Here is a 26,826-nt window from a genome sequence, read left to right on the forward strand (position 1 = left end):
CGAATAACATGGCGAGGTGCGTGCTTACGGTCGGCGGAAGGTGCTGGCGCTCGCCGCCGGCCTGCTGGCCGCGACGGTCGCCTGCTCGGGCACCCCTGACACCACGCCCACGAGGGCCGCGAACGTCTCCGGCGGGCCGGTCACCGCGACGCCCACGACCTCGCCCGAGGCCCCGGCCATCACCCCGGACGAGGCGCGCGAGATCTTCACCGAGATCACGGCGACCGACTCCGTGCTGCGCACGGCCGGCGATCTCAGGTTCGCCGTCGACCTGACCCGCGACGGGCTGCGCGACCTCACCTCGGCGGCGTTCGACTCCAGCGGCGGCCGGCCGCCGCTGCGCACGTGGGGGCAGCCGACGATGCTCGTGCCGCGCTTCCCCGGGGACGCGACGTCGCCATGGTTCAGCGTGCTGGTGCCGCGCGACGGGCAGCCGACGTTCCTCGTCTTCGCGAAGTCGACCGACAAGTGGCGGCTGAGCTCGGCGGCGCGGCTGCTGCCCGGGGAGAAGGTGCCGGAGGTCGAGGTGGACGCCCAGGGGTACGCCACGGCGGTCCCGCCGGACGACAAGGGCGTGCTGATCGGGCCCAAGTTCATGGCGCCGCTGCATGCCACGGTGGCCGAGGCCGGCTCGGGTGGTGTGGCCGCCGATCTGCTGTCGGCGGGGCCGTACACGACGGACATCGCCTCGCAGATCGCCGAGGACCGGGCGCGCTGGGAGCAGGACGGTTTCACCTACGACTCGATTCTGAGCGCGGGCGAGTACCCCGTGTTCGCGCTGCGCACCAAGGACGGCGGCGCGCTCATCCAGTACACGCTGACCAGGACCTCCACGACCACGCCCGCGACGAAGAGCGCGGAGAGCGACGGCATCCCGGTGCCCGACGACGCGCGCTGGGCGATCTCGTCCGCCAAGCTGCGGCGGTCGCTGAAGGTGTCGGAGATCCACCAGTACGCGACGTCGGTCCCACCCGCGTCCGCGCCGACGCGCGCCGAGGTGATCGCCCACGACGGCGGCGTGACCCGCGCTTCCGGCGACTAACCCCCTCCATCCGTTACGGCAAGCCAAGCAGGCGCCTCCCGCCGCCGTGGGTGGCCGCCGATCGTCGGGCGCTTCTCACGTCGGACGTGGCGACGCGCCGCGACGCCGTACCGCTGGCCGGTCCCGGGCCCGCGCGGGGCCCGGGACCGTGAGGTTCACTCCGTGTGCGGCAGGTTGCTGGCCGAGACCAGCGTGCGGATGGCGCGCAGCGCGACCGACAGCGTGGCGAGGTCGAAGTTGTCGCTCTCCCAGATCTCCGACAGCGTCTGGCGGGCCCGTCCGACCGCCGCCGAGTTGGACTCCGACCACCGGGCCAGCCGCTCCTCCGGTGACGCGCCCGGCGCCGTGTGGGCCAGGACGTCGCGGGTGAGAGAGGCGTGGGCCGCGTACAGGTCGTCGCGCAGCGCGGAGCGGGCCATGGCGTTCCACCGGTTGTCCCGGGGCAGCGCGATGACGCGTTCGCGCAGCTGGGCGAGCTGCAGGCGGTCGGCGAGGTCGAAGTAGACCTCGGCCACCTCGTTGACCGGCCGGTCCGTCAGCGAGCTGACCTCGACCAGGTCGAACGTGGAGTAGGCGGGCACCATCGCGGCCGACCGCTCGGCCAGCTCCATCGGCACCCCACGGGCCACGAACGCGTCGCGGCGCTCCTCGAACGCGGCCAGGTCGGGGCCGGTGAGCAGCTTGGGGATGTGCGAGAGGAGCCCGTTGACGCCCTTGACGAAGAAGTTCACCGAACCGGACAGGTCCATCGGCGGGCGGCGGTTGTTGAGCAGCCACCGGGTGCCGCGCTCGGCGAGCTTGCGCGCCTCCAGGAGCATGGCGATCTGCGTGGAGGTGTCGGCCTTGTTGTCGAGCGACTCCACCGCGCGGAAGAAGCTGGCCAGGTCGAAGACCTCGCGGGTGACCAGCCAGGCGCGCACGATGTCCGGCGTGGAGGCGCCGGTCTCCTCGCCCAGGCGGAACATGAACGTGGTTCCGGCCGAGTTGACCAGCTCGTTCACCACGCAGGTGGTGATGATCTCGCGGCGCAGCGGGTGGGCGTCCATGTACGAGCGGAAGCGCTCGCGCAGCGCCGACGGGAAGTACGACACCAGCCACGAGGCCAGCGCGGGGTCGTCGGGCAGGTCGGAGCCGAGCAGTTGGGCGTCGACCACGAGCTTGGTGTAGGCGAGCAGGACCGAGAACTCCGGCGCGGTCAGGCCGAGCCTGGCCTGGCGGCGTTCGGCCAGCTGCTTGTCCGAGGGCAGGAACTCCAGCTCGCGGTTGACCAGCCCGTCGCGTTCCAGCTTGCGCAGGTAGCGGGCGTGGATGTGGAGCATCTCGGGGCCCTGGGCGCGGGCGGCGGCCAGGACCACGTTCTGGTTGTAGTTGTCGCGCAGGACCAGGTTGGCGACCTCGTCGGTCATCGAGGTGAAGACCTGGTTGCGCTGCTTGTCGGTCAGCTCGCCGTCGCGTACGACCTGGTCGAGCAGGATCTTGATGTTGACCTCGTGGTCGGAGGTGTCGACGCCGGCGGAGTTGTCGATGAAGTCGGTGTTGACCAGGCCGCCGTTGAGCGCGAACTCGATGCGGGCCAGCTGGGTGAAGCCCAGGTTGCCGCCCTCGCCGATGACCTTGCATCGCAGCTCGGCGGCGTTGACCCGCAGCCCGTCGTTGGCCTTGTCGCCGACGTCGGCGTTGGACTCGGTGGAGGCCTTGACGTAGGTGCCGATGCCGCCGTTCCACAGCAGGTCGACCGGGGCCTTGAGGATGGCGCTGATCAGGTCGTTGGGCGCCATCGACGTGATGCCCTCGGCGATTCCCAGCGCCTGGCGGATCTGCGGCGAGATCTGGACGGACTTGGCGGTGCGCGGGAACACGCCGCCACCGGCCGAGATCAGCTCGGCGTCGTAGTCGGCCCAGGAGCTGCGCGGCAGCTCGAACAATCGGCGCCGCTCGGCGAACGAGCGATCCGCGTCGGGGTCGGGGTCGATGAAGATGTGCCGGTGGTCGAAGGCGGCCAGGAGCCGGATGTGCTGGGACAGCAGCATGCCGTTGCCGAAGACGTCACCGGACATGTCGCCGATGCCGGCCACGGTGAAGTCGGTGTGCTGGATGTCCACGCCGGTGGTGCGGAAGTGGTACTTCACCGACTCCCAGGCGCCGCGCGCCGTGATGCCCATGGCCTTGTGGTCGTAGCCGACGGACCCGCCTGAGGCGAACGCGTCGCCGAGCCAAAATCCGTACTCCTTGGCGACGCTGTTGGCGATGTCGGAGAACGTCGCGGTGCCCTTGTCGGCGGCGACGACCAGGTAGGTGTCGTCGCCGTCGTGCCTGACGGTGTCCGGCGGCGGCACGACCTTGCCGTCCACCAGGTTGTCGGTGACGTCGAGCAGGCCGGAGATGAAGGTGCGGTAGCAGTCGATGCCCTCGGCCATCAACTCCTCCCTGCCGCCGGCCGGTGGGCGCTTGACCACGAATCCGCCCTTGGAGCCCGTGGGCACGATGACGGTGTTCTTCACCATCTGCGCCTTGACCAGGCCGAGGATCTCGGTCCTGAAGTCCTCCATCCGGTCCGACCAGCGCAGCCCACCGCGCGCGACCTTGCCGAAGCGCAGGTGCACGCCCTCGACCCGCGGCGAGTAGACGAAGATCTCGTACTTCGGCCGGGGCAGCGGGAGCACGCTGATCGCCAGCGGGTCGAACTTCAGCGCGATGTACGCCTTGCGCTGCCCGTCGGCCCCACTCTGGAAGTAGTTCGTGCGCAGGGTGGCCTGGATCATCTCCAGGTAGGCCCGCAGGATGCGGTCCTCGTCGAGCGAGGCCACCTCGTCCAGCGCGCCCAGGATCTCCTCGGTGAGCGCCTCGACCAGGTCGGCGCGGACGTCGTCGGCGCGCCGCGGGTCGAGCCTGGCCTCGAACAGGCGCACCAGCAGCCTGGCCAGCCGTACGTTGCCGCCGAGGACGCGTTCCATGTAGCGCTGGCTGAAGGTGGTGCCGGCCTGGCGCAGGTACTTGGCGTAGACGCGCAGGATCTCGACCTGTTCCCAGGTGAGCCCCGCCGACAGCACGAGCGCGTTGAAGTTGTCGGCCTGGATCTCGCCCTTCCACAGCGCGCCGAGCGCGTCCTGGAACAGGCGCTTGAAGTCGTTGCGGTCGACTTCGGGCGAAGGCGTGTAGTGCAGCCCGAAGTCGTAGATCCAGGCGTTCTTGGTGGCCGGGTCGTTGTCCCTGTCGACCTCGTACGGCCGCTCGTCGACCACCTCGACGCCGAGGCGCTGGATGAGCGGGAGCACCTTGGACAGGGAGATCGGGGTGCCGACCTTGTAGATCTTGAGCCGGCGCTCGCCCTCCGCGGCGTCGTAGGGCTCGTAGAGGTTGATGCCGACCTCGCCGTCGGGCGCGCCGACGAGCTGCTCCAGCCGGCGCAGGTCGACCACGGCCATCTTCGGCGGGAAGTCGGCCTTGTACCCCTCGGGGAAGGCCGACTGGTAGCGCCGGATGAGCCCGGGGGCCTCCTCCTCCGAGGTCATCTCGGACAGGGCGGTCGCCAGGTCGTCCTCCCAGGAGCGGGTGATCGCGGCCAGCCGCGACTCCAGCTCCTCGACATCGACGCCCGGAGGCGGAAGCTGCTTGCCGCGTTCACCACGAACCACCAGGTGCAGGCGGGCCAGCGCGGACTCGCCGATCATCGCGCTGTAGTCGAGCGTGCTGCCGCCGAGGGCCTTGAGCAGGAGCTCCTGCATCTTGAGCCGGACCTTGGTGGTGTAGCGGTCGCGCGGCAGGTAGATGAGGCAGGAGATGTAGCGGCCGTAGTCGTCGCGCCGCAGGAACAGCCGGACCTGCTTGCGCTCGCGCAGCCGCAGCACGCCCATCGCGATGGGGACCAGCTGCTCGACCGAGGTCTGGAACAGCTCGTCGCGCGGGAAGGTCTCCAGGATCTCGATGAGATCCTTGCCGTCGTGGCTGTCGGCGGCGAGGCCCGCCTGGTCCAGCACCTCGGCGAGCTTGCGGCGCAGCACCGGGATGCGGGAGATCGACTCGTTGTACGCCACGTGCGTGAACAGGCCGAGGAAGCGGCGCTCGCCCACGACCTCGCCGTCGGGCGAGAAGAGCTTGACCCCGATGTAGTCGAGGTAGGCGGCCCGGTGGACGGTCGCCCGCGAGTTGGCCTTGGTGATGATGAGCAGCTGCTTCTCGCGGGCCTTGGCGCGTACCTCGGCCGGCAGGGTGGAGAAGCTCTCTGAGCCGACCCGGTCGTCGCGCAGGATGCCGAGCGCGGCGCCGGGCAGCGAGCGCAGCGCGTCGCCCTCCTCGGTCTCCTCCAGGCGGTACTCGCGGTAGCCGAGGAAGGTGAAGTGCCCGTCGGCCAGCCAGCGCAGGAGGTCGAGGCTGTCCTCGACCTCGGCGGGCTCCAGCGGCGGCGGATTGAGCGTGAGGTCCTCCGCGGTCTGCACGGCGAGGGCCCGCATCTTGGCGAAGTCCTCGACGGCGTGGCGCACGTCCGACAGCACGCGAAGGATGTCGGCTTCGAGCCGCTTGAGCACCTCGGGGTCGGCCTGCCGGTCGACCTCGATGTGGATCCACGACTCGACCAGCATCTGACCGGTCACGTCCTCCTGGCCGCGGCCGAGCATCTTGCCCGTCATGTCGCGGCGTACCCGCATCTGCGGGTGGACGACCAGATGGATGCCGATGTCGAGGCGGTCCAGCTCCATCGTCACCGAGTCCACGAGGAACGGCATGTCGTCGGTGACGACCTCGACCACCGAATGGCCGGGGTCCCAGCCGTTGTCCTCCAAGGTGGGGGTGAACGCCCTGACCACCGCCCTGCCCTGCGGTCGCACCTCGGCCAGCTGCTTGTGCGACATCGCCGGGCCGTACACGTCAATGGGGTTGCGGTCGAGCAGGTCCTCCGGGGCGACATGCCGGTAGTAGACGCGCAGGAAGGCCAGCGCCTCCTCGGGGGTCACATGGTCGTTTCCGGCGGCGCATCTCTGGGCGGCTCGCTGGAGCAGCTCATCCTTGGCCTCGTCGAGCGGCATCTCGCTCTCACTCCTTTGTGAGGGTTTGCCAAACATCGCCTGGCTGGTCATAGCCAGGCTCTCAGTTCCCACAGCAAGGGGAAGTAGTGCAGGCGCGTCCTGCCTCGCAGGTAGGGCGCGCCGGTCGAGCCACCGGTGCCGGACTTGGTGCCGATCTGGCGCTCGACCATCTGGACGTGCCGCATCCGCCACAGCTGAGCGGTCTCGTCATGGGTCAGCAGGTCTTCGGCCAGTTGCCACAGGTCGTCGTGCGACCGGCGGTCCCTCGCCACGGCCAGCAGCGAATCCATGATCTCGTCGTCGGAGACCGGCAGATCACGCTGGGAGAGGGCGGTGAGATAAGCATCCCACAGCGTGGGCTCGATGAGCCGCCTGCGGAGCCTGGCGAGTTCTTCCTCGCTGGCGTCCCTGAGGCGGGCGAGATAGCGGGCGTCCTTGGCGCCGGAAAGGAACTCCAGCTCGCGAAACTGCACCGACTGGAATCCGCTGGCCGGTGACAGCTTGGAACGGAACTCCAGGAAGTCCTGGGGCGTCATCGTCTCCAGGACCTGGACCTGCTCGACGAGCACGCGTTCGACGGCGTGCACGCGCTGGAAGACGTGCCGGGCCTGCCACAGCTCGCCGTTGAACATGGCCGAGCGGGCCGCCTCCAGCTCGTGCAGGAGCAGCTTGAACCACAGCTCGTAGACCTGGTGCACGGTGATGAACAGCAGCTCGTCCGGGGCCTGCGATTGGGGTTGCTGCTGTGCGAGCAGCTCCGTCAGGCGCAAATAGCCACCGTAGGACAGCTGCCCGCCCTCTTCGCCGAACCGCCTGTCCGGGGGATCAGCGTTGAACCCCACCGGGCACCTCCCCCAACTTCTACCGGCCGTACCGATACCACCTCAAAAGGAACCCCTACGTCAATGTGAGTCTTCCGAGGCGGTGGGGGAATGCTTCAGTTCGTCGAGCAGCTCGGGAACCTCACTCAGCTCCCTGAGCTGCACCTGACAGTCTTGGCACGCGTCGAGGTGGCGCTCGAACGCCTCATGCTCCTCTTCGTCCAGGACACCGAGGACATAAGCCGCCACCTCGTGGTGCATCAGCCAGCTGCCCCCTTCTCACGCAGAAGTTCACGCAGTGCCCTGATCCCGTAGTAGAGACGGGACTTGACAGTGCCGGGCGGGATCCCCAGAATCTCCGCCGCTTCACTTATCGTACGATCCCGTAGGTAGGTCTGTTCAATGACTTCGCGGTGTTCGTCCGACAGAGCGCGGAGCGCGTCGGCGACGACGATCGCCGACAGCGCGCGATCGGAGGCGTCGGGCACAGCGACGGTATCCACCTCCGGGGGTTCTACCTCCTGCGGCCGGGCGCTGCGGCGGCGGCGCCCGTCGATCACGATACGGCGGGCCACCGTCAGCAGCCACGCCCAGATGAGGCTGGGTTCCCATTGCAGTCTCGCCGAGTTCCGCCAGGCGCGGACGATCGTCTCCTGGACGACGTCCTCCGCCCATTGCAGGTCGTTTCCGGTCGCCTTGCGCACGTGGCGCAGGAGCGGGCCGCGAAACTCCTGGTAGAGCACCAAGATGCGATGCTCCTCGTCGGCGTCTGTACCGTCGAAGTGAGCTAGCACGGCCCACATCTTTACACCTTCGTTACCACTTCGGTAGTCACTCCGATAACTCCAGTCATTTCTGACTATCTCGCCTCAATAGGTGAACCGGCCCCCGCAAACCCGCGTATCCCCGACCATGCGTAGGTTTCGCCGCCGTTTGGGGGCGGGAGAGTTCTTCATGCTCGGCTCGTTCGCCGTGGCGGCCGTGGTGACGGTCCTGCTGGTGCTGCCTCCCGGCAGCACGACAGCGCAGGCGGGCTGGACGATGACGGACTCGGGCCCGCTCGGGCCGGCCGACCGCGATCTTCTGATCAAGGTACGGCAGGCCGGGCTCTGGGAGATCCCCACCAGCCAGCAGGCCCAGCAACGCGGCCAGAGCGCCCGGCTGAAGGAGGTCGCCGGGCACATCATCGAAGACCACCTCAAGCTCGACGTCGAGGTCAGGGCCGTGGCAGCGGAGCTCGACGTCGCGCTGCCCAGCACCGCCTCGGCCGACCAGCAGACCTGGATGGCGCAGATCTCCGCCGCCTCGGCCGCCGACTACGACCGCGAGTACACCAACCTGCTGCGCCAGGCGCACGGGAAGGTCTTCTCGGTCGTGGCGGCCGTCCGGGCGGGAACGCGCAACGACGAGGTCAGGAAGTTCGCCGCCAAGGCGAACGCCGCGGTGCTCAGACACATGACGCTGCTGGAGTCGATCGGCCTGGTCAACTACTCCGACCTGCCCGAACCCCCGGCACCGCGCTAACCCAAGGAGAGATGCGATGAGCAGATCCAAACCCGTGGCCGCGGCCGTGTCCGCACTGGCCCTGGTGGCCGGCGGGCTGGTGTCCGCGGCCGTCATCGGCGTGGTCCCCGCGCGAGCCGACCACTGCGATCCGGCCGAGCAGGGCCGCCAGCAGTCCCAGAACCGCCAGGCCGACCAGCAGAACCCGGACGACCAGAACCAGCAGGACAACAACCCTCAAGGCGACCAGAACCCTCAGGACAACCAGCAGAGCGACCAGGGCCGGCAGGGCGACCAGCAGGACGACCGGCAGGGCGACCAGAACCGGCAAGGTGACCAGCAGGACGACTTCGGCTCGGGTGGCGGGATCGCTCCCCCGGCTCTGTCGCCGGATCCCGAGCGGGCGGACAGCCGTACCCGATCGCGGGAGCCCAGCAGGGCGCCCACGCGCACCCCGTCACAGAACCCCAGCCAGAACCCCAGCCAAGACCCCTCCCAAGACCCGAGCCAGGACCCGTCGCAGGATCCCGGTCAGGACCCGTCGCAGGACCCGAGCCAGGAGCCGTCGCCCTCCCCCAGCGACAGTGAGAACGCCGAGGAGAACTGCGCCGACCTGGGCCCGTTCGTGGAGGACTTCATCGACATCAGGCGCGTGCGGCCGAACGCGCGCGGCAACCTCCTCCAGGCCAGGGGCTCGTTCGTGTCCGCCTGTGGCACCAACGGCAACGGCCACAACAACCCCGACAACTTCATCGTCGCGCCGGGTGTCCGCAACGGCGCCCACCACCTGCACGACTACGTGGGCAACCTGTCCACGGATGCCTTCTCCACCGACCAGAGCCTCGCCGCCGCCGGCACCACCTGCCGCCTGGGCGACAAATCCACATATTTCTGGCCGGTGCTCCGAGACCGCAAGGTCGACGACAACGTCAGCGACCCGGACGGAAACGTCGGCCGCGTGCTGCGGCCCCGCTCGGTCACCCTGCAGTTCCGCGCGGCGTCCAACAGCCGGGTGGTCGCCATGCCGAGGTTCCTCAGGCTGATCACCGGTGACGCCAAGGCCGCCACGAACGGCGGCGCCAACGCCCGAGCCCAGTGGACCTGCACCGGCTTCACCAACCGGATCACCACCAAGTATCCGCTGTGCCCGCGCTTCAGCCAGGTCGTCCGCGTCCTGGACTTCCCCAGCTGCTGGGACGGCCAGAACACCGACAGCGCCAACCACCGCACCCACGTGGTCTTCCCCGGCCAGGGCGGATGTCCCCAGGGCACCCGGGCCGTACCCCAGCTGCGGATGGTCCTGACCTACACCGTCCCACAGGGCGCCTCCTACGCCCTTGACGCCTTCCCCGAACAGAAGCACAACCCGGTCACCGACCACGCCGACTTCGCCAACGTGATGCCGGACCGGCTGATGGCCTTCGCCGTCAACTGCATCAACCGCGGGCGCCGCTGCTAGCGCCCGGCGGCGGCGCTCCCCCGAGTCGCACCCTCAACCGACCCTGGGAGGAACGCATGCTCCACCGACGAAATCCCCGGCACGCGCCGTCCAAACTGGACACGCGACCGGTCCGCCTCGGCCTCACCGCCGGGATCACCGCACTACTGCTGTCCGGCTACGCGCTGGCCAGATCGCCGCGCGGGCTGGAACTGCTGGGCTTCCTCGATTTCTACGTAGGCGTGATCGCTCTGGTGACGCTGACCGCGACCGTGGCCCTCGGCCTCATCGCCACCGAACGGGTCTTCCTGTCCGCCCGCCATCGCGTGTACGCGCAGTTCGCCCACCGGATCATGGCCATGGCCGGGATGGCGGCACTGGCCACGCACGTGGCGCTGAAGATCGAACGGCCGCCGGTCCTGGGCGCGGTGGCGGCCGGGCTCCTCGTCATCTCCGCCACCAGCGGGCTGCTGCGCGGCATGTTCGCCGGCTCGCCCCAGCCCTGGATCTGGCGCTCGCTGCACGCCTGCGCGTACCTCGCGTGGCCGGTCGCCGTCCTGCACGGGCTGACCGCCGGACGGGCGCCCTCGGCGTGGGTGAGCTGGTCGTACGTGGCCTGCCTCGCGGCCGTGGGCGCTGCCCTGCTGGTACGGGTCGTGGCCACGATGGTGCGGCCGCCGGCCGTACCAGAACCGGTGGAGACGCCGGAAGCGGTGCCGCAGACGCGCACCGAACCCCAGGTCACCGAGGCGCCCGTCAGCCTCGACGCCGCTCGCCGGAAGTTCCGGGCGGCGGGCTGAGAAAGGAGTCCCACCGATGATTCCGCACAGGGTGCCGCGTGTTCAGCGGCTCGGCCCCGCCAGGATCACCGCCGGCCTCGACCACTGCCGGCGGCTCGACCTGCCCGCCCACCGCACCGTCCACGGCACACCCGCCCCGCGTGACCTGGAGAACCTCCTCGCCCAGGTCGAGGAGGTCGACCTGAGAGGGCGGGGCGGGGCGGCCTTCCCGTTCGCCCGCAAGATGCGCGCCGTCGCCGAGGCGGCCGGCGCGCGCGAGAGCGTGGTGCTGGTCAACGCCGTCGAGGGCGAGCCGGCCAGCTCCAAGGACGCCATGCTCCTCGTGCGCACCCCGCACCTGGTACTCGACGGCGCGGTGCTCGCCGCCGAGGCGCTCCACGCCCGCGAGGTGGTGATCGCCACCGTCGAGGGCGAGGTGGCCGAAGGGTCCATGGCGGCGGCGGTGGCCGAACGCAAGGCCGCCGCCGTCGCCGGCGCCGAGGAGAGCCACCTGCGCATCCGCGTCGTCGGGCTGCCCGAGCGGTTCGTGTCCGGCGAGGGCGGCGCGCTGGTGCGCGGGGTCAACGGGCTCGAAGCGATGCCGCCGGGACGCAAGAAGCGGGCCAGCAACTCCGGCGTCAACGGGCTGCCGACGCTGCTGTCCAACGCCGAGACGTTCGCGCAGGTCGCCGTACTGGCCGAGCTCGGCACCGAGGGCTACGCCGACGCCGGGACCTCCCGCGAACCCGGCACCCTGCTGCTCACCGTGAGCGGCGGTGCCGCGTCCGAGTCGGTCGTCGAGGTGGCGGCGGGCATGCCGCTCGCGACCGTGCTGGACCTGTGCGACGCGGAACCCGGCGACGGCGTGCTCGTGGGCGGCTACCACGGCGCCTGGTTAGATCCCGCGGCCGCCGCGGTCGCCACCATCTCCCGCGAGGGGATGAAACTGGCCGGAGGAGAACTCGGGGCCGGGATCGTGGTGCCCATCGGCACCGCCACCTGCCCGCTCGGGGAGGCCGCGCGGGTGGCTTCGTACCTGTCGGCGCAGTCGTCGGGACAGTGCGGTCCGTGCCGGCTCGGGCTGCCGGACGTGGCTCGGGCGCTGGGCTCGCTGGCGGGCGGGTCGGGATCTCCCGATGCGGTACGGCGGGCCGTACGCGCGATCGAGAGACGCGGCGCCTGCTTCCACCCGGACGGGACGGCGCGCTTCATCCTGTCGGCACTGGACGTGTTCGCCGACGACATCGCGGCCCACCAGGACGGAGGAGGCTGCGGCCGCCCGGTGAGAGGCGTCCTCCCGCTGCCCGAGGCGGTGGCGGAGCCGGAGTACAGGCTGGACGTCGACTGGACCCGCTGCCAGGGCCACGGCCTGTGCGCCCACCTACTCCCCGAGTTCGTGGAGCTTGACGATTTCGGCTACCCAAGCTTCCGGCCAGTGCCGGAATGGATGCTGAAGGAGGCCAAACGAGCAGTAGGCATGTGCCCCGCCCTGGCCCTGCGCCTCGCCTAAAGGCAAGGTGCTGCCCACCACAACCGGCGAAGCGTCTGATCGACCCTGGACAAAGCGCAGGAGATCCCAGATCGCTCCGGAAGAGGTATGAGAAGAGGATGAGTGATGATGGATCACCACCCGTTCCGGAGGAGCGGCCCGGCACCGTAATGCGGCAACAGGCCCTTCTGGAACCGGACATGACCAAGCTTTCACGCTGGGGTGACGATCACCCCGACCTGCTGGGAGGCATCTGGTGGGACATCACCACAGCGCCGGAGGGCGGCGTGACCATGTGCCTCGGTGTCGTCGGTGACGGCGCCGCGGTGGTCGCGCGGCTCCGCCGCTCCCTCTCTCATCCTCGGTACCTCAAAGTGATCGCACAGCGCTACACCCTGCGGGAACCGCGACACCTGCAGGAGACCATCAGCGACGACGAGGAGGCTCGCTGGCAAGCACTCTGGGATTCCGGGGAATGCGCTTCCGAGGAGGACTTCTGGCGCCGTCGCCGCGAGGGTCCTCTGATCGTTCAGATCGGTGTCGACCCGACGATCAACAAGGTGACGCTCGGCGTCAGCCCGCTCCACAGCGCTTTCACCTCCGCTCCCATCGACCGGTACGGGGCAGATCGTGTCCGCGTCTACCCGGACAGACTGGTCGCGATGTGGTGACAAGACAGGCAGCAGATCCTCTCCTCTGCCTGGTTGATCAGGCAGAGGAGCCTTTGTGAGGGTCAGGGCGTCACCGGGGTGGCGGGCTGGGCGGGTTGGGTGACGGCGAGTTTGCGGGCCAGCCTCAGTCGGTAGGCGTCCAGGACCACGGCCACCAGGATGACCAGCCCCGTGATGATCTGGCGTTCGAAGTCGGACACCCCCATCAGCAACAGCCCGTTCGTGAGAACACCCAGCAGGCAGGCGCCCAGGAAGGTGCCGACCATCGAGCCGCGGCCGCCCATCAGTGAAGCGCCGCCGATCACGACCGCCGCGATCGCGTTGAGTTCGTAGCCCTGGCCGAGGATGGGGCTGGCGATGTTGAGGCGGGCCATGTACAGGATCGCCGCGATGCCCACGGTGAAGCCGGCGATCACGAAGGCGGCGATCTTGATGCGGGACGTCTTGTGGCCGGACAGGCGTACCGCCTCCTCGTTGTTGCCCGTCGCGTAGATGAGGCGGCCGAAGACCGTCCTGGACAGGACGAACCAGCCGGCCCCTGCCAGCAGTACCGCCACCCAGAACACGGCGGGGATGCCGATCAGGGTGAGGGTGCCGAAGTCGTTCAGGGCGGTGGGGAGGTTGTAGATGGTGGCGGCGTCGGTGTAGCGCTCGGCCGCGCCGCGGGCGATGTTGAGCATGGCCAGGGTCACGATGAACGACGGGACCCGCCACTGTTCGGAGATGAAGCCGTTCAGCCAGCCGACGACTCCGCCGACGAGCACGCTGACCAGGATCGCGCCGATCAGGGTCATAGGGGAGGACGATCCGGCCATCATGGTGCCGGACACGACGGCGCACAGCGCCATCGACGAGCCCACCGACAGGTCGATGCCGCCCACCAGAATCACGAACGTCATGCCGACGGCCAGCACGGTGTTCAGCGTGATCTGGGTCATGATGTTGCGGAGGTTCTGCTCGGTGGCGAAGTTCGGGGCGGCGAGGACGAAGAATCCCGCGAGCACCACCAGGGCGACACCGATGCCCGCCTCGCCGAGGACGAGCCGTCTGATCATGGTTTTTCACCGTTCTTGAGGTAGCCCGAGTAGGCCAGCGTGAGGATGCGTTCGGCGTCGAAGCCGGCTCTGGCCACCTCTCCGGCGATCTTGCCGCGGGAGAAGACGAGGATGCGGTCGCAGATGCCCATCAGCTCGGGCAGGTCGGAGGAGACGACGAGCAGGGCTTTGCCCTCCGCGGCCAGGCCGAGCAGGAGTTCGTGGATCTCGTACTTGGCGCCTACGTCGATGCCTCGGGTGGGTTCGTCCACGATGAGCACGTCGGATCCGGCGTTGAGCCATTTGGCCAGGACGACCTTCTGCTGGTTGCCGCCGGACAGCGTGCGCACGTGCTGGGAGACGCCGGCCGAGCGCAGGTGCAGGCGGCCGCCCAGCTGCTGGGCGAGAGCGCGTTCCCGCTTGAAGGAGAGAAGGGCACCGCGCAGCTTGGCCAGGGTGACGTTGGCGCTGATGGGCAGGTCCAGGACGAGACCCTGTGACTTGCGGTCCTCGGTGAGCAGGCTGATGCCGTGCCGCACGGCATCCTTGGGGTGGCGGATTCGTACTTTCCGCCCGTGAAGCTCGATATTTCCGGATAGGGCGCTGTCGGCGCCGAAGATCGCCCGCATCGCCTCGGTACGGCCCGCCCCCACCAGCCCGGCGAACCCCACCACCTCCCCCGCCCGCACCGAGAACGACAGCGGCCCCTCGAACCCGCTGACCCGCAGCCCCGTGACCCTGAGCATCTCCTCGCCCCGCGCCCGCTCCGGCAGCGGCGGGTACTCCTGGGCCAGATCCCGCCCCACCATCGCCCGCACCAGGTCCGGCGCGGTGACACCGGCCATCGGACGGCTCACGACGCTGCGGCCGTTCCGCAGAACCGTCACCCGATCGGCCAGCTCCAGCACTTCCCGCAGGTGATGCGAGATGTAGACGATCGCCACGCCGCGCTCGCGCAGCCCGCGCAGGATGCCGAACAGCCGCCCGGACTCGCGCGAGGTGAGCGTCGCGGTCGGCTCGTCCATGATCAGGAGCCTGGCCTCGGTGGAGATCGCCTTGGCGATCTCCACGAGCTGCATCTGCGCGATGCCGAGCCGCTCGACGGGCGTGTCGGGCGCGACGTCCAGCCCGATCTCGGCCAGCAGCGCCGCCGCGTCCGTGCGCAGCCGCCGCCGGTCGACCACTCCCGCCTTGCGCGGGAGCGCGCGCAGGAAGAGGTTCTCCGCCACGGTGAGGTACGGCAGCAGCGCCAGCTCCTGATGAACGACCGAGATCCCCGCCGCCAGTCCGTCGGCGGCGCTGCCGGGCCTGTAGGGCCGCCCGTCCAGCGTCATCGAGCCGCCGTCCGGCGCGTGGATCCCGGCCAGCGCCTTGACCAGCGTGGACTTGCCGGCGCCGTTCTCACCGACCAGGGCGTGGATCTCGCCCGCCCGGATGTCCAGGTCGACGCCGTCCAGCGCCACCACGCCGGGGAAGCGCTTGACGAGGCCGGTGACCCGCATCATCCGACGTTGTCCTTGGTGATGAGCTTGATCTCGGTCTTCTGCCAGCCGCTGACGTTCTCGCCGGCGATCATCTTCATCGCGTAGTCGATGCCGTTGGCGGCCTGCTGCGCGCCGTACTGGTCGAGGGTCGACACGACCGCGCCGCTCTTGACGTAGGAGGCGATGGCCGGGATGTTGTCGAACGCGGCGACCTTGATCTGCTCCTTCTTGCCCTGCTCCTCGATGGCCTTGAGCGCGCCGAGCGCCATGTTGTCGTTGGCGGCCAGCACGCCCTTGATGTTCGGGTGGGCGGTGAGCATGTTGCCGAAGACGGTGTGGGCCTCGTTCGTCTCCCAGTGGGCGGTCTTGGAGTCGACCAGTTTGAGACCGCCCTCCTTGATCGCGTCCTGGAACCCGGTCTTGCGCTGGGTGGCGTTGGCCGCGCCCGGGTTGCCCTCCAGGATGACCACCTCGGCGTCCTTGCCGACGGCCTTGACCAGCTCCATGCCGGACTGCTTGGCGCCCTCGCGGTTGTCGGGGCCGACGAAGGGCACCTTGTCCGCGATTCCGGCCGACTTCATCGCGCCCTCCTCCAGCTGGACGTCGATGTTGACGACCTTCACGCCGGAGTCCACGGCGCGCTTGAGCGGGGCGACCAGCGCGCGCGAGTCGGCCGGGGCGATCACGATCGCCTTGGCCTGCTGCGTCACGCACTTCTCGATCGCGGCGACCTGGTTGTCGATGTCGGTCTCGTTCTGGATGCCGACCACGCTCAGCGTGAGGTCGCCGCGCTTGGCCGCGTGCTCCTCCGCGCCCTTCTGCATCTGCTGGAAGAACTCGTTGGCCAGCGACTTCATCACCAAACACACGCCCGGCTTCTCACCGGGCTCGGGCGCGGCGGCGCTCTGTCCACCGGTCGTGCCGCCCTCCTTGCCGCACGCGGCGAGCGCGAGGGCCAGACCGGCCACAACGACGATCTTCTTGTTCATCTGGTGTCTCCTTCAGAAGGGAACGCCCGCTTGGAGCACGACGTTGCTGTACGGCGTGGCCTCGCCGGTCCTGACGACCGCGCGGGCCTGGGCGGCAAGCTCTTTGAGCTGGGTGTGCGGGATACGTTCTGGCCGGGTCAGGACGCCGTCGAGGAAGCCGTCGGGCGACTCCTCGGCGATGTAGGCGGTCTCGACGACGAGTTCGGCGAGCACCTCGCGCAGGACGGGGAGGAAGGCCGGCTCACCCCTGCGCCAGACGAGGTCCACCGTCTCGACGCCGGGCGGCACGGGCAGGCCGGGATCGGCCACCACGATCAGGTCGGTGTGTCCGGCCGCCGAGAGGATCTGCAGCAGGCGCGGATGCCACAGCCCGTCAGGACGCATGTGACGCCCTCCCGGCTCGCGTGCCGTACCGGATGACGGCCGCGAACGCGCTCCACACGGGCTCAGCCATCGTCCACCCCGCCCACGGGGTCGGGACAACCGCAGGACCCGCGCCGGATCAGCGTCGCCTCCAGCACCACCCGCTCGCCCCGCGTCGCGTCGCCGCCGATCTTGGCGGCGAGCAGTTCGACGGCACGCCGGCCGAGTTCCTCGATCGGCTGCCGCATGGTGGTCAGGGCCGGCACGGTGTACGACGAGGCGGCGATCCCGTCGAAGGAGCACAGGGCGACGTCGCCGGGCACCGTCAGCCCCAGCTCGGCCGCCGCGCGCATCACCCCGATGGCCTGCTCGTCGCTGGTCACGAACAGCGCCGTGGGCCGATCCTCCCTGGACAGCAGCTCCCGCCCGCTCAGGTAGCCCTGCCGCCGCCCGAACGGCCCATGCGCCAGCGGCATCACCGACGGATCGAGCCCCGCCTCGGTGAGCGCCCGCGCCCACCCGGCGACCCGGTCGACGGTGGGGTGGATGTCCTTGGGACCGGCCACGCAGCCGATGCGCCGCTGCCCGTGGCCGAGCAGGTGGCGGGTGGCCTCGTGGGCGCCGCCCTCGTTGTCGAGCAGCAGGTGGCTGGCGGGGGTGTCGTCGAGCTCGCGGTCCAGGACGATGCACGGCACCCGGGAGGCGGCCAGCTGGGAGCGCCAGGCGCGCGGGCCGTGGGCGGGAATGAGGATCAGGCCGTCGACCTGCCGGTCGATCAGGGTCCGCACGTACGCGGCCTCGCGCTCGTCGTCGTCCATGGCGTTGCCGAGCAGCAGGGTCAGGCCGTGCTCGAACGCGACGTCCTCGATCTCGCGGGCCAGTTCGGCGAAGAACGGGTTGGCGTTGTCGGGGACGACGAGCCCGATCGTGTGGGTACGGCTGGTGCGCAGCGACCGGGCCACGACGTTCGGGCGGTAGCCGAGCTCGTCGATCGCGCGCAGGATCCGTTCGCGGGTGTGGGGGGCGACGTTGCGCGGCCCGTTGTTGAGCACGTAGCTGACGACGGCCTCTGAGGTGCCGGCCAGTCGTGCCACGTCACGGCGTGTGACCACTGCGGGTTCGCCCTTCGGTCGTATCAACTCGTGTTGATTCCGCAGTATTCGTCCGCCCTTCCCGGTTGGCAACACGTGTAGATGGGACGTTATCCAGGTGTTACCCCAGATAGGACGGCATCACGACGCGAAAGTGCGCGACGGCCGGGATGACCGGCCGCCGCGCACGTCGGATGTCGCTCCTAAGGTCCGCTGGAGATGGCGATCGCCCCGGCGGGGCACCGATCGACGGCCTGGCGGACCGCGTCCCGCGTCTCGGCGGGCGGTTCGGGCCGGACGACGACCACCCTGCCGTCCTCCTCGCTCTGGTCGAACACCTCACCCACCGTCAGCGCGCACATTCCCGACCCGATGCAGCGCTCGGTGTCCGCGGTGATCCTCATGGGTCACGCGTCCCAGGTGACCGGGAGGCTGTTGACCCCGAAGATGTCGGCGATCTCAGGACGCAGCACGACCTCTTCAGCCGGTACGGCCAGCCGCAGTGTCGGGAAGCGCTGGACCAGCGCGGCGAAGGCCACCCGCATCTCGATCCTGGCCAGCTGCTGCCCCAGGCACTGGTGGATGCCGTGCCCGAAGGCCAGATGGCCGCCGTCCTGCCGGCGCAGATCCAGAACGTGCGGATCGGAGAACCGCTCCGGGTCACGATTGGCCGTGTTGTACGACAGGATCACCGCGGTCCCCGCCGCGATGGTCTGCCCGCCCAGCTCGACGTCCTCCAGGGCCGTCCGCATGGACGTCTTCGCCACGGTCAGATACCGCAGCAGTTCCTCCACGGCCCGCTCGGTGAGCGAAGGGTCGGCCCGCAGCGCGGCCAGCTGCGCCGGGTTGCGCAGCAACGCGAACGTGCCCAGGGCCAGCATGTTCGCGGTGGTGTCCAGCCCGGCCGCCAGGAGAACCAGAGCGACCCCGCGCAGCTCCTCGTCGGTCAGGTCGCCGTCAAGGAGGTCGCTGAGCACGTCGTCGGTGGGGTTGGCGCGCTTGGCCGCGACCAGCTCGGCGAGGTAGGCCTGTACCGCGGTATAGGCGGCGATCAGCTCCTCGTCGGGGGTCTGACCGTCCATGAACTTCTCGACGTTCGCCTGGAAAGTGCCCCGATCCTCATAGGGCACGCCGAGCAGCTCGCAGATCATGACGGCCGGAACCGGCTTGGCGAAGGCGGTCACCAGATCGGTGGGCGGCCCGGCCTTCTCCATGGCGTCCAGGTGCTCGGCGGTGACCTGCTCGATCCGCTCGGTGAGCTGCCGCATCCGCCGTACCGTGAACTTGCCCGCCAGCGGCTTGCGGTAGCGGCTGTGCTGCGGATCGTCCATCAGCAGGAACTCACCCGGCGGCGCCGGCGGCACCTCGATGTCACCGAAGTCGATCAGCGGATGATGACGCATCAGCTCCTTGCGCGAGCTGAACCGCGAGTCCGCCAGTGCCGCTCGAACCAGGTCGTAGCCGGTGACCAGCCAGCCTTCGTGCCCGTCGGGGAAGGTGAACCGGCTGATCGGACCATGGTCGCGCGCCTCGACCAGTTCCTTGGGCGGGTCGAAGGGACAGCCGGGCTGACGCGCCGCCGGCATCGTCGTGACGGTGTGGAGAGATTCGCTCATGGCGCCCACCCTCACCGACCGCCCTGACACAGAACCGTCACCGCGCTGACACGGCGCCGGGGAAGGTGATGGAGTCGTAACCAACCCGTCGGCCACCGGCCTCGTCACATGAGCTGTGAACCGCCGTGACTTTCTGGGCGCCGCCGCGCTGGTCCCCCTGTCCCTCTCCACCGCGCCACCCGACTGGGCGGGCCTGCGCCGCGGGCTCAAGGGCACTCTGGTTCGCCCCGGCGACGCCGCGTACGACCGGTCGAAGCGCCTGTACAACCCGGCCTTCGACCGCATCCGCCCAGGCGGCATCGCGTACTGCGAAACATCAGAAGATGTTGCGAAATGTCTGGCGTTTGCCCGGCGCACCGGCGTCGCGGTCACCGCGCGTTCGGGCGGGCACTCCTACGCGGGCTGGTCCACCGGCTCCGGCCTCGTCGTCGACCTGTCGCGCTTGAACGCCGTCACCCACCGCGCGGGCCTGGCCACGATCGGGCCGGGCGCCAAGCTCATGGACGTCTACACCAAGCTCGCCGGGCACGGGGTGAGCATCCCGGCCGGCTCCTGCCCCACGGTCGGCGTGGGCGGGCTGGCGCTGGGCGGCGGGATCGGCGCGGTCTCCAGGAAGTACGGGCTGACCTGCGACCGGCTGGTCTCCGTGCGGGTGGTCACCGCCGACGGGCGGGTTCTGGACTGCGACGCCATCCGGCATCCCGCGCTGTTCTGGGCCTGCCGCGGCGGTGGCGGCGGCAACTTCGGCGTCGCCACCTCGTTCACGTTCCGCACCCACACCGCGCGTGAGATCGGCCATTTCTTCCTGCGCTGGCCCTGGTCGAAGGCGGCCGCCGCGGTCGCCGCCTGGCAGGCCTGGGCGCCGGGCGCGCCCGACGAGCTGTGGTCGACGCTGCACCTGATACGCGACCGCGGTGGCCTCCACGTCCAGCTCGCCGGGACCTACCTGGGCGGCCTGACCGGGCTCAACCGGCACCTCGCCGCGCTGGTGGCCAAGGTCGGGCAGCCGGAGTCCCGTTCGGCGCGGGTGGTGCCGTACCTGACGGCGATGCGGATCATGGCCGGCGGGCCGGGACCGCGCACGACGTTCTCCGCCAAGTCGCACCTCGCCTACGGCAGGCTCCCCGCCGCGGGCATCGCCGAACTGGTCGCCTGGGTGGCCAGGCCGGGGCAGCACGCGGTGCTGCTGGACGCGTTCGGCGGCGCGATCGGCCGGGTGGGCGTGCGCGACACCGCCTTCCCGCACCGGGCGGCGCTCTACAGCGTCCAGTACTACGCCGACGGCACCTCCCGCACCTGGCTGCGCGGCGTCCACGGCGAGATGCGCGCGTTCTTGGGCGACCACGCCTACGTGAACTACATCGACCCCGACCTGCGCGCGTGGCGCTCGGCCTACTACGGCCCGAACGCCGCCCGGCTGGCCGAGGTCAAGGCGGCCTACGACCCGGGCCGGGTATTTCGGTTGCCCCAGGGCGTCTAGCTGGCATAAACCTGCATGCATGCGTCATTGGCCCCTTTTCAAGCTCCGGATCACCACCCCGAACCTCCAGCTCCACATGCCGTCGTTCGCCGAGCTCGACGAGCTGGCCGAGCGGGCCGCCGAAGGCGTGCACGAGGAGGGATTCATGCCCTTCGTCATCCCGTGGACGGAGGCGGAGCCCGGCGAACGGGCCAAGGCGACGGTGCTCTACCACTTCAAGTCCTGGGGCACCTGGAAGCCGGAGGACTGGGCGGCGAACTTCGTGGTGGTCCGCGACGGCCAGGTGGTCGGCACGCAGTCGGTGGAGGCGGTCGACTTCGCGGTCACCCGCGAGGTGGTCACCGGCTCCTGGCTGGGCCACCGCTTCCACGGCCAGGGCATCGGAACCGAGATGCGCAAGGCCGCGCTGCATCTGGCCTTCGAGGGGCTGGGCGCGCGCTGGGCCAGGACGGTGGCGTTCGAGGACAATCTGCCCTCGCTCGGCGTGACCAGGAAACTCGGCTACCGCGAGGACGGTGTCCAGGTCGACAACCGCAAGGGCGAGGCGGTCCCGAGCAAGCGTTTCCGCATGGCCCGCGAGGACTGGAAGCCGGAGGAGGGCTACACGATCACCGGGCTGGAGCCGTGCCTGCCGCATCTGGGAGCGCGCTGATCGTCGGCAGCCTGCACGACTCGCGGCGGAACTTGCCGGGGGCCAGGCCGTACTCGCGCTTGAAGGCGTTGGCGAAGGCGAACTCCGAGCCGTAGCCGACCCGCGCGGAGATCTCCCCGAGCGGAGCGTCGCTCTCGCGCAGCAGGTGGGCGGCGGTGCCCAGCCGCCACCACGTCAGGTAGCCGAGCGGCGGCTGACCGACCAGCTGCGTGAAGCGGCGGGAGAAGGCTGCCCGCGACAGGCCCGCCTCGCGGCCGAGCGACTCGACCGTCCACGGGGCCGCGGGGTCGCGGTGAATGGCGTCGAGGGCGGCCCTGATCGACGGGTCGGTCAGCGCCCGCGCCCAGTTGTCGACCTTGCAGTGCTCGTGCGAGCCGTCGAACCAGGTGCGCAGGATCAGCAGCAGAAGCATGTCGAGCAGCGAGGAGACGAGCAGGTCGGCCCCGGCGCGCGGGCGGTCGATCTCCGCGCCGAGCAGGTCGACGGCGGCGCGCAGCTCGGGATGGTGGCCGAGGCGGGCGGGCAGGTGGACGACCTCGGGCAGCGAACGCAGGATCGGGTGGAGCCTGGAGGGGTCGAGCCGGTAGCCGCCGCCCAGCAGCACCGTGCCGGGACCGTCGCCGCCCAGGACGGCGGAGGCGAACAGCTCGGGCTCCCCGTCGCCGCAGTCGGCCGTGGCGATCGCGCTGTCGGGCGAGTCGGCCAGCACGTAGGCGTGGCCTTGCGGGAGGAACACGACGTCGCCGACACTCAGCGCGATGGGCTCGCCCTCGGGCGGAAGCAGCCAGCACGAACCTTGCAGGACCACCTGGAAACCGGCGGCCGAACCCGCCGCGGCGGGGAAGGCGTGGCCCCAGGGGGCGCGCCACTCGACCCGGACCGAGTTGGCCCGCCCGACGCGCATGGAGGCGATCACGTCACTCAGCAGATCCACACCGGCAGTATAGCTCTCAAGACGCTCGCGTATAAAATGCAGACGACAGCGCATTGGATGTCTTCATCCGCTTTCCTACTCTGGAACGCATGACGAAGATCGGCATCATCATCGGCAGCACCCGTCCCGGCCGCAACGGCGAGGCCGTCGCCCGCTGGGTTCACGAACTGGCCACCAAGCGCGACGACGCCGCGTACGAACTGATCGACCTCAAGGACCATCGGCTGCCGCACCTGGACGAGGCGCTGGCGGCGGCCTCCGGCGTTTACGACCACCCGCACACCAAGACCTGGTCGGAGACGATCGCCGGATACGACGGCTTCGTCTTCGTGACCCCGGAGTACAACCGGGGCACCCCGGGCGTGCTGAAGACCGCCATCGACTTCCTGTACGCCGAATGGCATGACAAGTCCGCCGGAGTCGTCGGCTACGGCGTGAGCGGCGGCGTACGTGCGGCCGAGCACCTGCGGCAGGTGCTCGGCCAGGTCAAGGTGGCCAACGTGCAGGCCGGCGTGGAGCTGCTGCTGCACGCCGACTTCGAGGACTTCAGCGTCTTCAGGCCGCGCCCCCACCAGGACGACCAGGTCACGATGATGCTCGACCAGGTCGTCGCCTGGAGCCGGGCGCTGGCCGCGGTCAGGGCCTGAAGTGGCGCAGCACCTCGGGGTTGGCCATGGCGTCGGGGTTGGCGGCCTGCTCGACGGGGGTGCCGAGCAGAATCTTGCGCACCGGCACCTCCAGCTTCTTGCCCGACAGGGTCCGCGGGATGCCGGGCACCTCGCGGATCTCGTTGGGCACGTGCCGGGGTGACAGCTCTTCGCGCAGCGTGGTCTTCAGCGCCGCCACCAGCTCGTCGGTGAGCGTGGCCCCCTCGGCCAGCGTGACGTAGAGCAGCAGGCGGCCCTCCTGGCCGAGTTGCCCGGTGTCGATGACCAGGCTGTCGGCGATCTCCTCGAAGCGCTCGACGACCCGGTAGAACTCGCTGGTGCCCATCCGCACGCCGCCGCGGTTCAGCGTCGAGTCGGAGCGGCCGTAGATCACGCAGGAGCCGTCTTCGTTGATCTTGATCCAGTCGCCGTGCCGCCAGACGCCCGGATAGACGTCGAAGTAGCTGTCGCGGTAGCGCTCGCCGCCGGGGTCGTTCCAGAACATCACCGGCATCGAGGGCATCGGCGCGGTCAGCACCAGCTCGCCCACCTCGCCGATCACCGGCTTGCCCGTCGGGTCGAAGGAGGCGATGGCCGCGCCCAGCGACCGGCACGGGATCACGCCCGCCCTGATCTCGTGCAGAGGCGTGGCGCCGACGAAGCCGGTGCACACGTCCGTGCCGCCGGAGAACGAGCCCAGCGGCACGCCGGGCAGCGTCTCGGCCACCCACGCGAACCCCTCGGGCGGCAGGGGGGATCCGGTCGAGCCGATACCCCGCAGCCGGTCGAGGCCGGCCGGCCGTACCTCTGACTTCATCGAGGCGATGATGTACGGCGCGCCGACCCCGAAGTACGTGACGCCCTCGTCGGCGGCGATCTTCCACAGGTCGTTGGGCGCCCCGTCGTACAGGACCGGCACCGCGTCGACCAGCAAGGCCCCGATGAGGTAGTTCCACATCATCCAGCCCGTGGTGGTGTACCAGAAGAACACATCCCCTTCACCGAGGTCCTGGTGGAAGGAGAGCGACTTCAGGTGCTCCAGCACCACGCCGCCGTGCCCGTGCACGATCGGCTTGGGCAGCCCGGTGGTTCCGCTGGAGTAGAGGATCCACAGCGGGTGGCCGAAGGGCACGCGCTCGAACTCCAGCGGCCCCTCCTCCGCGCGCAGCCCCTCCCAGCCCACCACCTCGCCGGACGGCACCGCGGCGGCGTGGCCGGGCGCGGGCTCGGCCCGCTGCGGCGGGCGGCCCTCCTCGGCGGCGGTCAGGTACGGGATCCACACGGTCGCGCGCAGCGAGGGCAGCGCGGCGGCGATCTCGGCGACGGCGGCCGAGCGGTCGAAGCTCTTGCCGTTGTAGGCGTAGCCGTCGACCGCGATCAGCACCTTGGGCGCGATCTGCCGGAACCGGTCGACGATGCTGGGCACGCCGAAGTCGGGCGAACCGGCCGACCAGATCGCCCCCAGCGAGGCGGTGGCGAGGAAGGCGATGAGCGCCTGCGGGATGTTCGGCAGGTAGCCGGCGACGCGGTCGCCGCGCCCCACGCCGAGCCGCACCAGACCGGCGCGGACCCTGCCCACCTCCGAGCGCAGCTCGTCGTAGCCGATCTCCTGGCGGGCGCCGTCCTCGGAGACGAAGACGACCGCGGTGCCCTCGCCGCGGGCGAGCGCGTTCTCGGCGTAGTTCAGCGAGGAGCCGGAGAACCACTCCGCGCCCGGCATCGTCCCCGTGAGGACGGGCCCGTCGCCGCGCTCGCCGACCACCTCGAAGTAGTCCCAGAGCGACTGCCAGAACTCCGCCGGGCTGTCGACCGACCACTGCCACACGTCCTCGTACCGCGCGCCGATCCGGTCCTGCTCACGCAGGTAGGCGGTCAGCTTGGCCCGCCCGACCACCTCGGCGGTCGGCTCCCAGACAAGTGCACCTTCCTCAACCATGCGCCCATCCTGTCGTTCGCCAGGTGGAAAGTCACACTCGACCGCCCACACATCCCGCTACCTTCTTAGGTGGTCAACCGCCATATGCGCCGCCGTGCCGATGATCGCGTCGGCCCTCGGCTGGTTCACCGCGGGGCTGAACGATCGGGTGAAAACGGCCACGGCGTAGCGGCCGCCATCGGGATACTCCACTACCCCCGCTTCGTTGCGAATAGTCGGCAGAGTGCCGGTCTTTCCGCTGACGTCCACATCGTCGTACGGGAAGCCCGCCGCCAGCCGGTGCGGCCACACCTGCAGCGCGAACACCTCGCGCATCCACCCGCACAGCTCGGCCGAGGCCGCCTCGTCCCGCCAGATCATCGCGAACAGCCGCGTCAGCTCCCGCGGCGTGCTGCTGTTGGTCCGCGCCGGGTCCAGCGCCCGCATCCGCGCCAGCTCGTCGAGGTCCTGGAACGGCCAGCCGTGCCCGCTGTCCTCGGCCATGCTGTCCAGCATCGTCGCGCCGTTCATGGTCACCCGGGTTCGGTGGAGCCCGAACCCCGCCAGCATGGCGTTGACCGCGTCCAGCCCCACCCGCTCGACCAGCACGTCGGCGGAGGCGTTGTCGCTGACCGCGATCATCAGGTACGCCAGGTCGCGCAGCGAGATCGTCACCTCGTCCCGCATCGCCGAGAGCCCCGTCGGCCCCGACGTACGCCCCGCCGCCGGCACCAGCACCCGCTCCGCCAGATCGACCCGGCCCGCGTCGGCCTGCCTGCACAGCTCCACGAGCAGCGGCACCTTGAACACCGAGGCGATCGGCCTGGCCTCGTCCGGCTGGTAGCCGCACTCGCGCCCGCCGTCGATGTCGACCGCGTGCAGCCACCCCTCGACCCCGGCCGCCGCGAACACCTCGCCCAGCTCGATCTCGTTCATGCCAGCGCCCCCGGCCTGCGGCTGACCCGCCGCACGGGCGCCGAGCTCTGTTCCGCCATCCCGGCGCTCTCCTTCAGTGTTCGTACGGCCGCCGCCGAGAAGTCGGCCACCGTGTCGGAGGCCACCCGCCACGCGGTGGAGATCCGGTAGGACAGCGGCGAACCGATCAGCGGCCGCCAGACCAGCCCCGGCGACTCCTGCCGTGGCCCGAACGCGACCGCGGCCCCGGCCATGACCAGCCCGAGGCCCGACCCTTCGTGCACCTGCGCGGGAACGTACCCACGGCGACGGCATTCTGCCAGCGCCTCCGCGTGCATGCCCGGCTCGCCCTCCTTCGGCGGCATGAGCAGCTCGCGCCCGGCGAGGTCGGCCAGGTGCACCTCGGCGCGCTGGGTCAGCTCGTCGCCTTCGGCCAGCAGCACGCCCTGGGGCTGGACGAGGGTCTGGCCGAAGTACAGGCCGGGGGCGGTGACCGGGTGCCGGACGACGCCGACGTCGATCGTGCCGGCGGCCAGGGCGGCCACCTGGTCGGCGGTCCAGATCTCGGCGGGCGCCAGCCGTACCTCGGGATGGCTCTCGCGGAAGCCCGCGACCAGGGCGGCGATCACCGCGGCGGCCAGGTCGGGCGGGACGCCCACCTTGAGCACCGCGCCCTCACCGTGCCTGGCCAGCTCGCGCAGGCGGTCGACCCGGGCGACGATCTCGCGGGCCTCACCGAGCAGGAGGCGGCCCGCCTCGGTCAGGCGGACCTGGCGCGCGGAGCGGTCGAACAGGCGCACGCCGAGCTCCTCCTCCAGTCGCTTGATGCGCTGGCTGAGCGGCGGCTGGGCCATGCCGAGGCGGATGGCGGCGTTGCCGAAGTGAAGTTCCTCCGCCACCACGGTGAAGTAGCGCAGGTGCCGGACGAGGTCCATGGCC

At 70.2% G+C, this 26,826-nt stretch carries 24 protein-coding genes; 9 read left to right on the forward strand and 15 right to left on the reverse strand.

Annotated elements, in window-relative coordinates; genetic code table 11:
- Window positions 1-16: 16 nt before the first annotated feature.
- Window positions 17-1,042 (forward strand): hypothetical protein, encoded by a 1,026-nt coding sequence (locus tag ACIBI5_RS29790; protein WP_397252054.1) that lies wholly within the window; start codon window positions 17-19, stop codon window positions 1,040-1,042.
- A gap of 155 nt (window positions 1,043-1,197) precedes the next feature.
- Here the strand turns inward: ACIBI5_RS29790 and ACIBI5_RS29795 are convergent, their stop codons facing one another.
- The 4 genes from ACIBI5_RS29795 to ACIBI5_RS29810 are packed head-to-tail and all read right to left on the reverse strand — an operon-like array spanning window position 1,198 to window position 7,690.
- Window positions 1,198-6,066 carry an NAD-glutamate dehydrogenase gene (locus ACIBI5_RS29795; RefSeq protein WP_397252055.1) on the reverse strand — a complete coding sequence of 1,623 codons (4,869 nt, stop codon included), beginning with the start codon at window positions 6,064-6,066 and terminating at the stop codon, window positions 1,198-1,200.
- 47 nt (window positions 6,067-6,113) lie between these two features.
- Complete coding sequence (locus ACIBI5_RS29800; protein ID WP_397252056.1) at window positions 6,114-6,908, reverse strand: tryptophan 2,3-dioxygenase; 795 nt, start codon at window positions 6,906-6,908, stop codon at window positions 6,114-6,116.
- A gap of 60 nt (window positions 6,909-6,968) precedes the next feature.
- Window positions 6,969-7,148 carry a zf-HC2 domain-containing protein gene (locus ACIBI5_RS29805; protein ID WP_184957688.1) on the reverse strand — a complete coding sequence of 60 codons (180 nt, stop codon included), beginning with the start codon at window positions 7,146-7,148 and terminating at the stop codon, window positions 6,969-6,971.
- Window positions 7,148-7,690 carry a sigma-70 family RNA polymerase sigma factor gene (locus ACIBI5_RS29810; RefSeq protein WP_184957689.1) on the reverse strand — a complete coding sequence of 181 codons (543 nt, stop codon included), beginning with the start codon at window positions 7,688-7,690 and terminating at the stop codon, window positions 7,148-7,150. The genes ACIBI5_RS29805 and ACIBI5_RS29810 overlap by 1 nt, the downstream gene beginning before the upstream one ends.
- A 109-nt stretch (window positions 7,691-7,799) precedes the next feature.
- Here ACIBI5_RS29810 and ACIBI5_RS29815 point away from each other — a divergent pair, with 109 nt between their 5' ends.
- From ACIBI5_RS29815 to ACIBI5_RS29835, 5 genes are all read left to right on the forward strand, one after another.
- On the forward strand, window positions 7,800-8,411 hold the full coding sequence (locus tag ACIBI5_RS29815) for a DUF4142 domain-containing protein (protein ID WP_397093965.1): 612 nt from the start codon (window positions 7,800-7,802) through the stop codon (window positions 8,409-8,411).
- Between the two features lie 16 nt (window positions 8,412-8,427).
- Window positions 8,428-9,849 carry a DUF1996 domain-containing protein gene (locus ACIBI5_RS29820; RefSeq protein ID WP_397252057.1) on the forward strand — a complete coding sequence of 474 codons (1,422 nt, stop codon included), beginning with the start codon at window positions 8,428-8,430 and terminating at the stop codon, window positions 9,847-9,849.
- 56 nt (window positions 9,850-9,905) lie between these two features.
- Complete coding sequence (locus tag ACIBI5_RS29825; protein ID WP_397252058.1) at window positions 9,906-10,628, forward strand: hypothetical protein; 723 nt, start codon at window positions 9,906-9,908, stop codon at window positions 10,626-10,628.
- Window positions 10,629-10,644: 16 nt separating this feature from the next.
- Window positions 10,645-12,117, forward strand: coding sequence for an NADH-ubiquinone oxidoreductase-F iron-sulfur binding region domain-containing protein (locus tag ACIBI5_RS29830; RefSeq protein WP_397252059.1), 1,473 nt, complete (start codon window positions 10,645-10,647; stop codon window positions 12,115-12,117).
- A 179-nt stretch (window positions 12,118-12,296) separates the two neighbouring features.
- Window positions 12,297-12,767: a hypothetical protein gene (locus ACIBI5_RS29835; protein ID WP_397252060.1), complete on the forward strand. Its 471-nt coding sequence runs from the start codon at window positions 12,297-12,299 to the stop codon at window positions 12,765-12,767.
- A 62-nt stretch (window positions 12,768-12,829) separates the two neighbouring features.
- On the opposite strand, the gene ACIBI5_RS29840 is transcribed toward ACIBI5_RS29835, so the two are convergent.
- The 7 genes from ACIBI5_RS29840 to ACIBI5_RS29870 form a co-directional block, all read right to left on the reverse strand.
- A complete protein-coding gene (locus ACIBI5_RS29840) occupies window positions 12,830-13,822 on the reverse strand; it encodes an ABC transporter permease (protein WP_397252061.1) in 993 nt (330 codons plus the stop codon).
- On the reverse strand, window positions 13,819-15,306 hold the full coding sequence (locus tag ACIBI5_RS29845) for a sugar ABC transporter ATP-binding protein (protein ID WP_397252062.1): 1,488 nt from the start codon (window positions 15,304-15,306) through the stop codon (window positions 13,819-13,821). The genes ACIBI5_RS29840 and ACIBI5_RS29845 overlap by 4 nt, the downstream gene beginning before the upstream one ends.
- On the reverse strand, window positions 15,303-16,274 hold the full coding sequence (locus tag ACIBI5_RS29850) for a sugar ABC transporter substrate-binding protein (RefSeq protein ID WP_379630897.1): 972 nt from the start codon (window positions 16,272-16,274) through the stop codon (window positions 15,303-15,305). The genes ACIBI5_RS29845 and ACIBI5_RS29850 overlap by 4 nt, the downstream gene beginning before the upstream one ends.
- 12 nt (window positions 16,275-16,286) lie before the next feature.
- Window positions 16,287-16,658, reverse strand: a complete 372-nt coding sequence (rbsD, locus tag ACIBI5_RS29855) for a D-ribose pyranase (RefSeq protein ID WP_379609828.1) — start codon at window positions 16,656-16,658, stop codon at window positions 16,287-16,289.
- Between the two features lie 62 nt (window positions 16,659-16,720).
- Window positions 16,721-17,731 (reverse strand): LacI family DNA-binding transcriptional regulator, encoded by a 1,011-nt coding sequence (locus ACIBI5_RS29860; protein ID WP_397252063.1) that lies wholly within the window; start codon window positions 17,729-17,731, stop codon window positions 16,721-16,723.
- Between the two features lie 200 nt (window positions 17,732-17,931).
- The gene (locus ACIBI5_RS29865) at window positions 17,932-18,132 is read right to left on the reverse strand and encodes a ferredoxin (RefSeq protein ID WP_397252064.1); all 201 of its coding nucleotides are present in this window, start codon (window positions 18,130-18,132) and stop codon (window positions 17,932-17,934) included.
- A 3-nt stretch (window positions 18,133-18,135) separates the two neighbouring features.
- The gene (locus tag ACIBI5_RS29870) at window positions 18,136-19,344 is read right to left on the reverse strand and encodes a cytochrome P450 (protein WP_397252065.1); all 1,209 of its coding nucleotides are present in this window, start codon (window positions 19,342-19,344) and stop codon (window positions 18,136-18,138) included.
- 115 nt (window positions 19,345-19,459) lie between these two features.
- Here ACIBI5_RS29870 and ACIBI5_RS29875 point away from each other — a divergent pair, with 115 nt between their 5' ends.
- Window positions 19,460-20,824 (forward strand): FAD-binding oxidoreductase, encoded by a 1,365-nt coding sequence (locus ACIBI5_RS29875; protein ID WP_397252066.1) that lies wholly within the window; start codon window positions 19,460-19,462, stop codon window positions 20,822-20,824.
- Between the two features lie 19 nt (window positions 20,825-20,843).
- Window positions 20,844-21,476 carry a GNAT family N-acetyltransferase gene (locus ACIBI5_RS29880; RefSeq protein ID WP_397252067.1) on the forward strand — a complete coding sequence of 211 codons (633 nt, stop codon included), beginning with the start codon at window positions 20,844-20,846 and terminating at the stop codon, window positions 21,474-21,476.
- Here ACIBI5_RS29880 and ACIBI5_RS29885 read toward each other — a convergent pair.
- Window positions 21,433-22,410, reverse strand: coding sequence for an AraC family transcriptional regulator (locus ACIBI5_RS29885; RefSeq protein ID WP_397252068.1), 978 nt, complete (start codon window positions 22,408-22,410; stop codon window positions 21,433-21,435). The two genes, ACIBI5_RS29880 and ACIBI5_RS29885, sit on opposite strands and share 44 nt — an antisense overlap.
- Window positions 22,411-22,499: 89 nt before the next feature.
- Between ACIBI5_RS29885 and ACIBI5_RS29890 the strand changes: the two genes are divergently transcribed.
- Window positions 22,500-23,057, forward strand: coding sequence for an NADPH-dependent FMN reductase (locus ACIBI5_RS29890; RefSeq protein WP_397252069.1), 558 nt, complete (start codon window positions 22,500-22,502; stop codon window positions 23,055-23,057).
- On the opposite strand, the gene ACIBI5_RS29895 is transcribed toward ACIBI5_RS29890, so the two are convergent.
- Genes ACIBI5_RS29895 through ACIBI5_RS29905 form a run of 3 tightly spaced genes read right to left on the reverse strand, consistent with a single transcriptional unit; the run spans window position 23,047 to window position 26,822 of the window.
- Window positions 23,047-24,993, reverse strand: coding sequence for an acetoacetate--CoA ligase (locus ACIBI5_RS29895; protein ID WP_397252070.1), 1,947 nt, complete (start codon window positions 24,991-24,993; stop codon window positions 23,047-23,049). The two genes, ACIBI5_RS29890 and ACIBI5_RS29895, sit on opposite strands and share 11 nt — an antisense overlap.
- Before the next feature lie 57 nt (window positions 24,994-25,050).
- Window positions 25,051-25,908 (reverse strand): serine hydrolase, encoded by an 858-nt coding sequence (locus tag ACIBI5_RS29900; RefSeq protein WP_397252071.1) that lies wholly within the window; start codon window positions 25,906-25,908, stop codon window positions 25,051-25,053.
- Window positions 25,905-26,822, reverse strand: coding sequence for a LysR family transcriptional regulator (locus ACIBI5_RS29905; RefSeq protein WP_397252072.1), 918 nt, complete (start codon window positions 26,820-26,822; stop codon window positions 25,905-25,907). Before ACIBI5_RS29905 ends, ACIBI5_RS29900 begins: the two co-directional genes overlap by 4 nt.
- Window positions 26,823-26,826 lie beyond the last annotated feature (4 nt).

This window comes from Nonomuraea sp. NPDC050540, assembly GCF_044457485.1.
GTDB lineage: Bacteria > Actinomycetota > Actinomycetes > Streptosporangiales > Streptosporangiaceae > Nonomuraea.

What these genes read in the sequence shown, in the direction of transcription:
- ACIBI5_RS29890 (WP_397252069.1), top strand. Translation starts at nt 22,500, where the DNA reads ATGACGAAGATCGGCATCATCATCGGCAGCACCCGTCCCGGCCGCAAC.
- ACIBI5_RS29815 (WP_397093965.1), top strand. Translation starts at nt 7,800, where the DNA reads ATGCGTAGGTTTCGCCGCCGTTTGGGGGCGGGAGAGTTCTTCATGCTC.
- ACIBI5_RS29880 (WP_397252067.1), top strand. Translation starts at nt 20,844, where the DNA reads ATGCGTCATTGGCCCCTTTTCAAGCTCCGGATCACCACCCCGAACCTC.
- ACIBI5_RS29870 (WP_397252065.1), bottom strand. Translation starts at nt 19,344, where the DNA reads ATGAGCGAATCTCTCCACACCGTCACGACGATGCCGGCGGCGCGTCAG.
- ACIBI5_RS29895 (WP_397252070.1), bottom strand. Translation starts at nt 24,993, where the DNA reads ATGGTTGAGGAAGGTGCACTTGTCTGGGAGCCGACCGCCGAGGTGGTC.
- ACIBI5_RS29795 (WP_397252055.1), bottom strand. Translation starts at nt 6,066, where the DNA reads ATGCCGCTCGACGAGGCCAAGGATGAGCTGCTCCAGCGAGCCGCCCAG.
- rbsD (WP_379609828.1), bottom strand. Translation starts at nt 16,658, where the DNA reads ATGCGTCCTGACGGGCTGTGGCATCCGCGCCTGCTGCAGATCCTCTCG.
- ACIBI5_RS29805 (WP_184957688.1), bottom strand. Translation starts at nt 7,148, where the DNA reads ATGCACCACGAGGTGGCGGCTTATGTCCTCGGTGTCCTGGACGAAGAG.
- ACIBI5_RS29845 (WP_397252062.1), bottom strand. Translation starts at nt 15,306, where the DNA reads ATGATGCGGGTCACCGGCCTCGTCAAGCGCTTCCCCGGCGTGGTGGCG.
- ACIBI5_RS29840 (WP_397252061.1), bottom strand. Translation starts at nt 13,822, where the DNA reads ATGATCAGACGGCTCGTCCTCGGCGAGGCGGGCATCGGTGTCGCCCTG.
- ACIBI5_RS29825 (WP_397252058.1), top strand. Translation starts at nt 9,906, where the DNA reads ATGCTCCACCGACGAAATCCCCGGCACGCGCCGTCCAAACTGGACACG.
- ACIBI5_RS29835 (WP_397252060.1), top strand. Translation starts at nt 12,297, where the DNA reads ATGACCAAGCTTTCACGCTGGGGTGACGATCACCCCGACCTGCTGGGA.
- ACIBI5_RS29865 (WP_397252064.1), bottom strand. Translation starts at nt 18,132, where the DNA reads ATGAGGATCACCGCGGACACCGAGCGCTGCATCGGGTCGGGAATGTGC.
- ACIBI5_RS29810 (WP_184957689.1), bottom strand. Translation starts at nt 7,690, where the DNA reads ATGTGGGCCGTGCTAGCTCACTTCGACGGTACAGACGCCGACGAGGAG.
- ACIBI5_RS29820 (WP_397252057.1), top strand. Translation starts at nt 8,428, where the DNA reads ATGAGCAGATCCAAACCCGTGGCCGCGGCCGTGTCCGCACTGGCCCTG.
- ACIBI5_RS29830 (WP_397252059.1), top strand. Translation starts at nt 10,645, where the DNA reads ATGATTCCGCACAGGGTGCCGCGTGTTCAGCGGCTCGGCCCCGCCAGG.
- ACIBI5_RS29850 (WP_379630897.1), bottom strand. Translation starts at nt 16,274, where the DNA reads ATGAACAAGAAGATCGTCGTTGTGGCCGGTCTGGCCCTCGCGCTCGCC.
- ACIBI5_RS29900 (WP_397252071.1), bottom strand. Translation starts at nt 25,908, where the DNA reads ATGAACGAGATCGAGCTGGGCGAGGTGTTCGCGGCGGCCGGGGTCGAG.
- ACIBI5_RS29905 (WP_397252072.1), bottom strand. Translation starts at nt 26,822, where the DNA reads ATGGACCTCGTCCGGCACCTGCGCTACTTCACCGTGGTGGCGGAGGAA.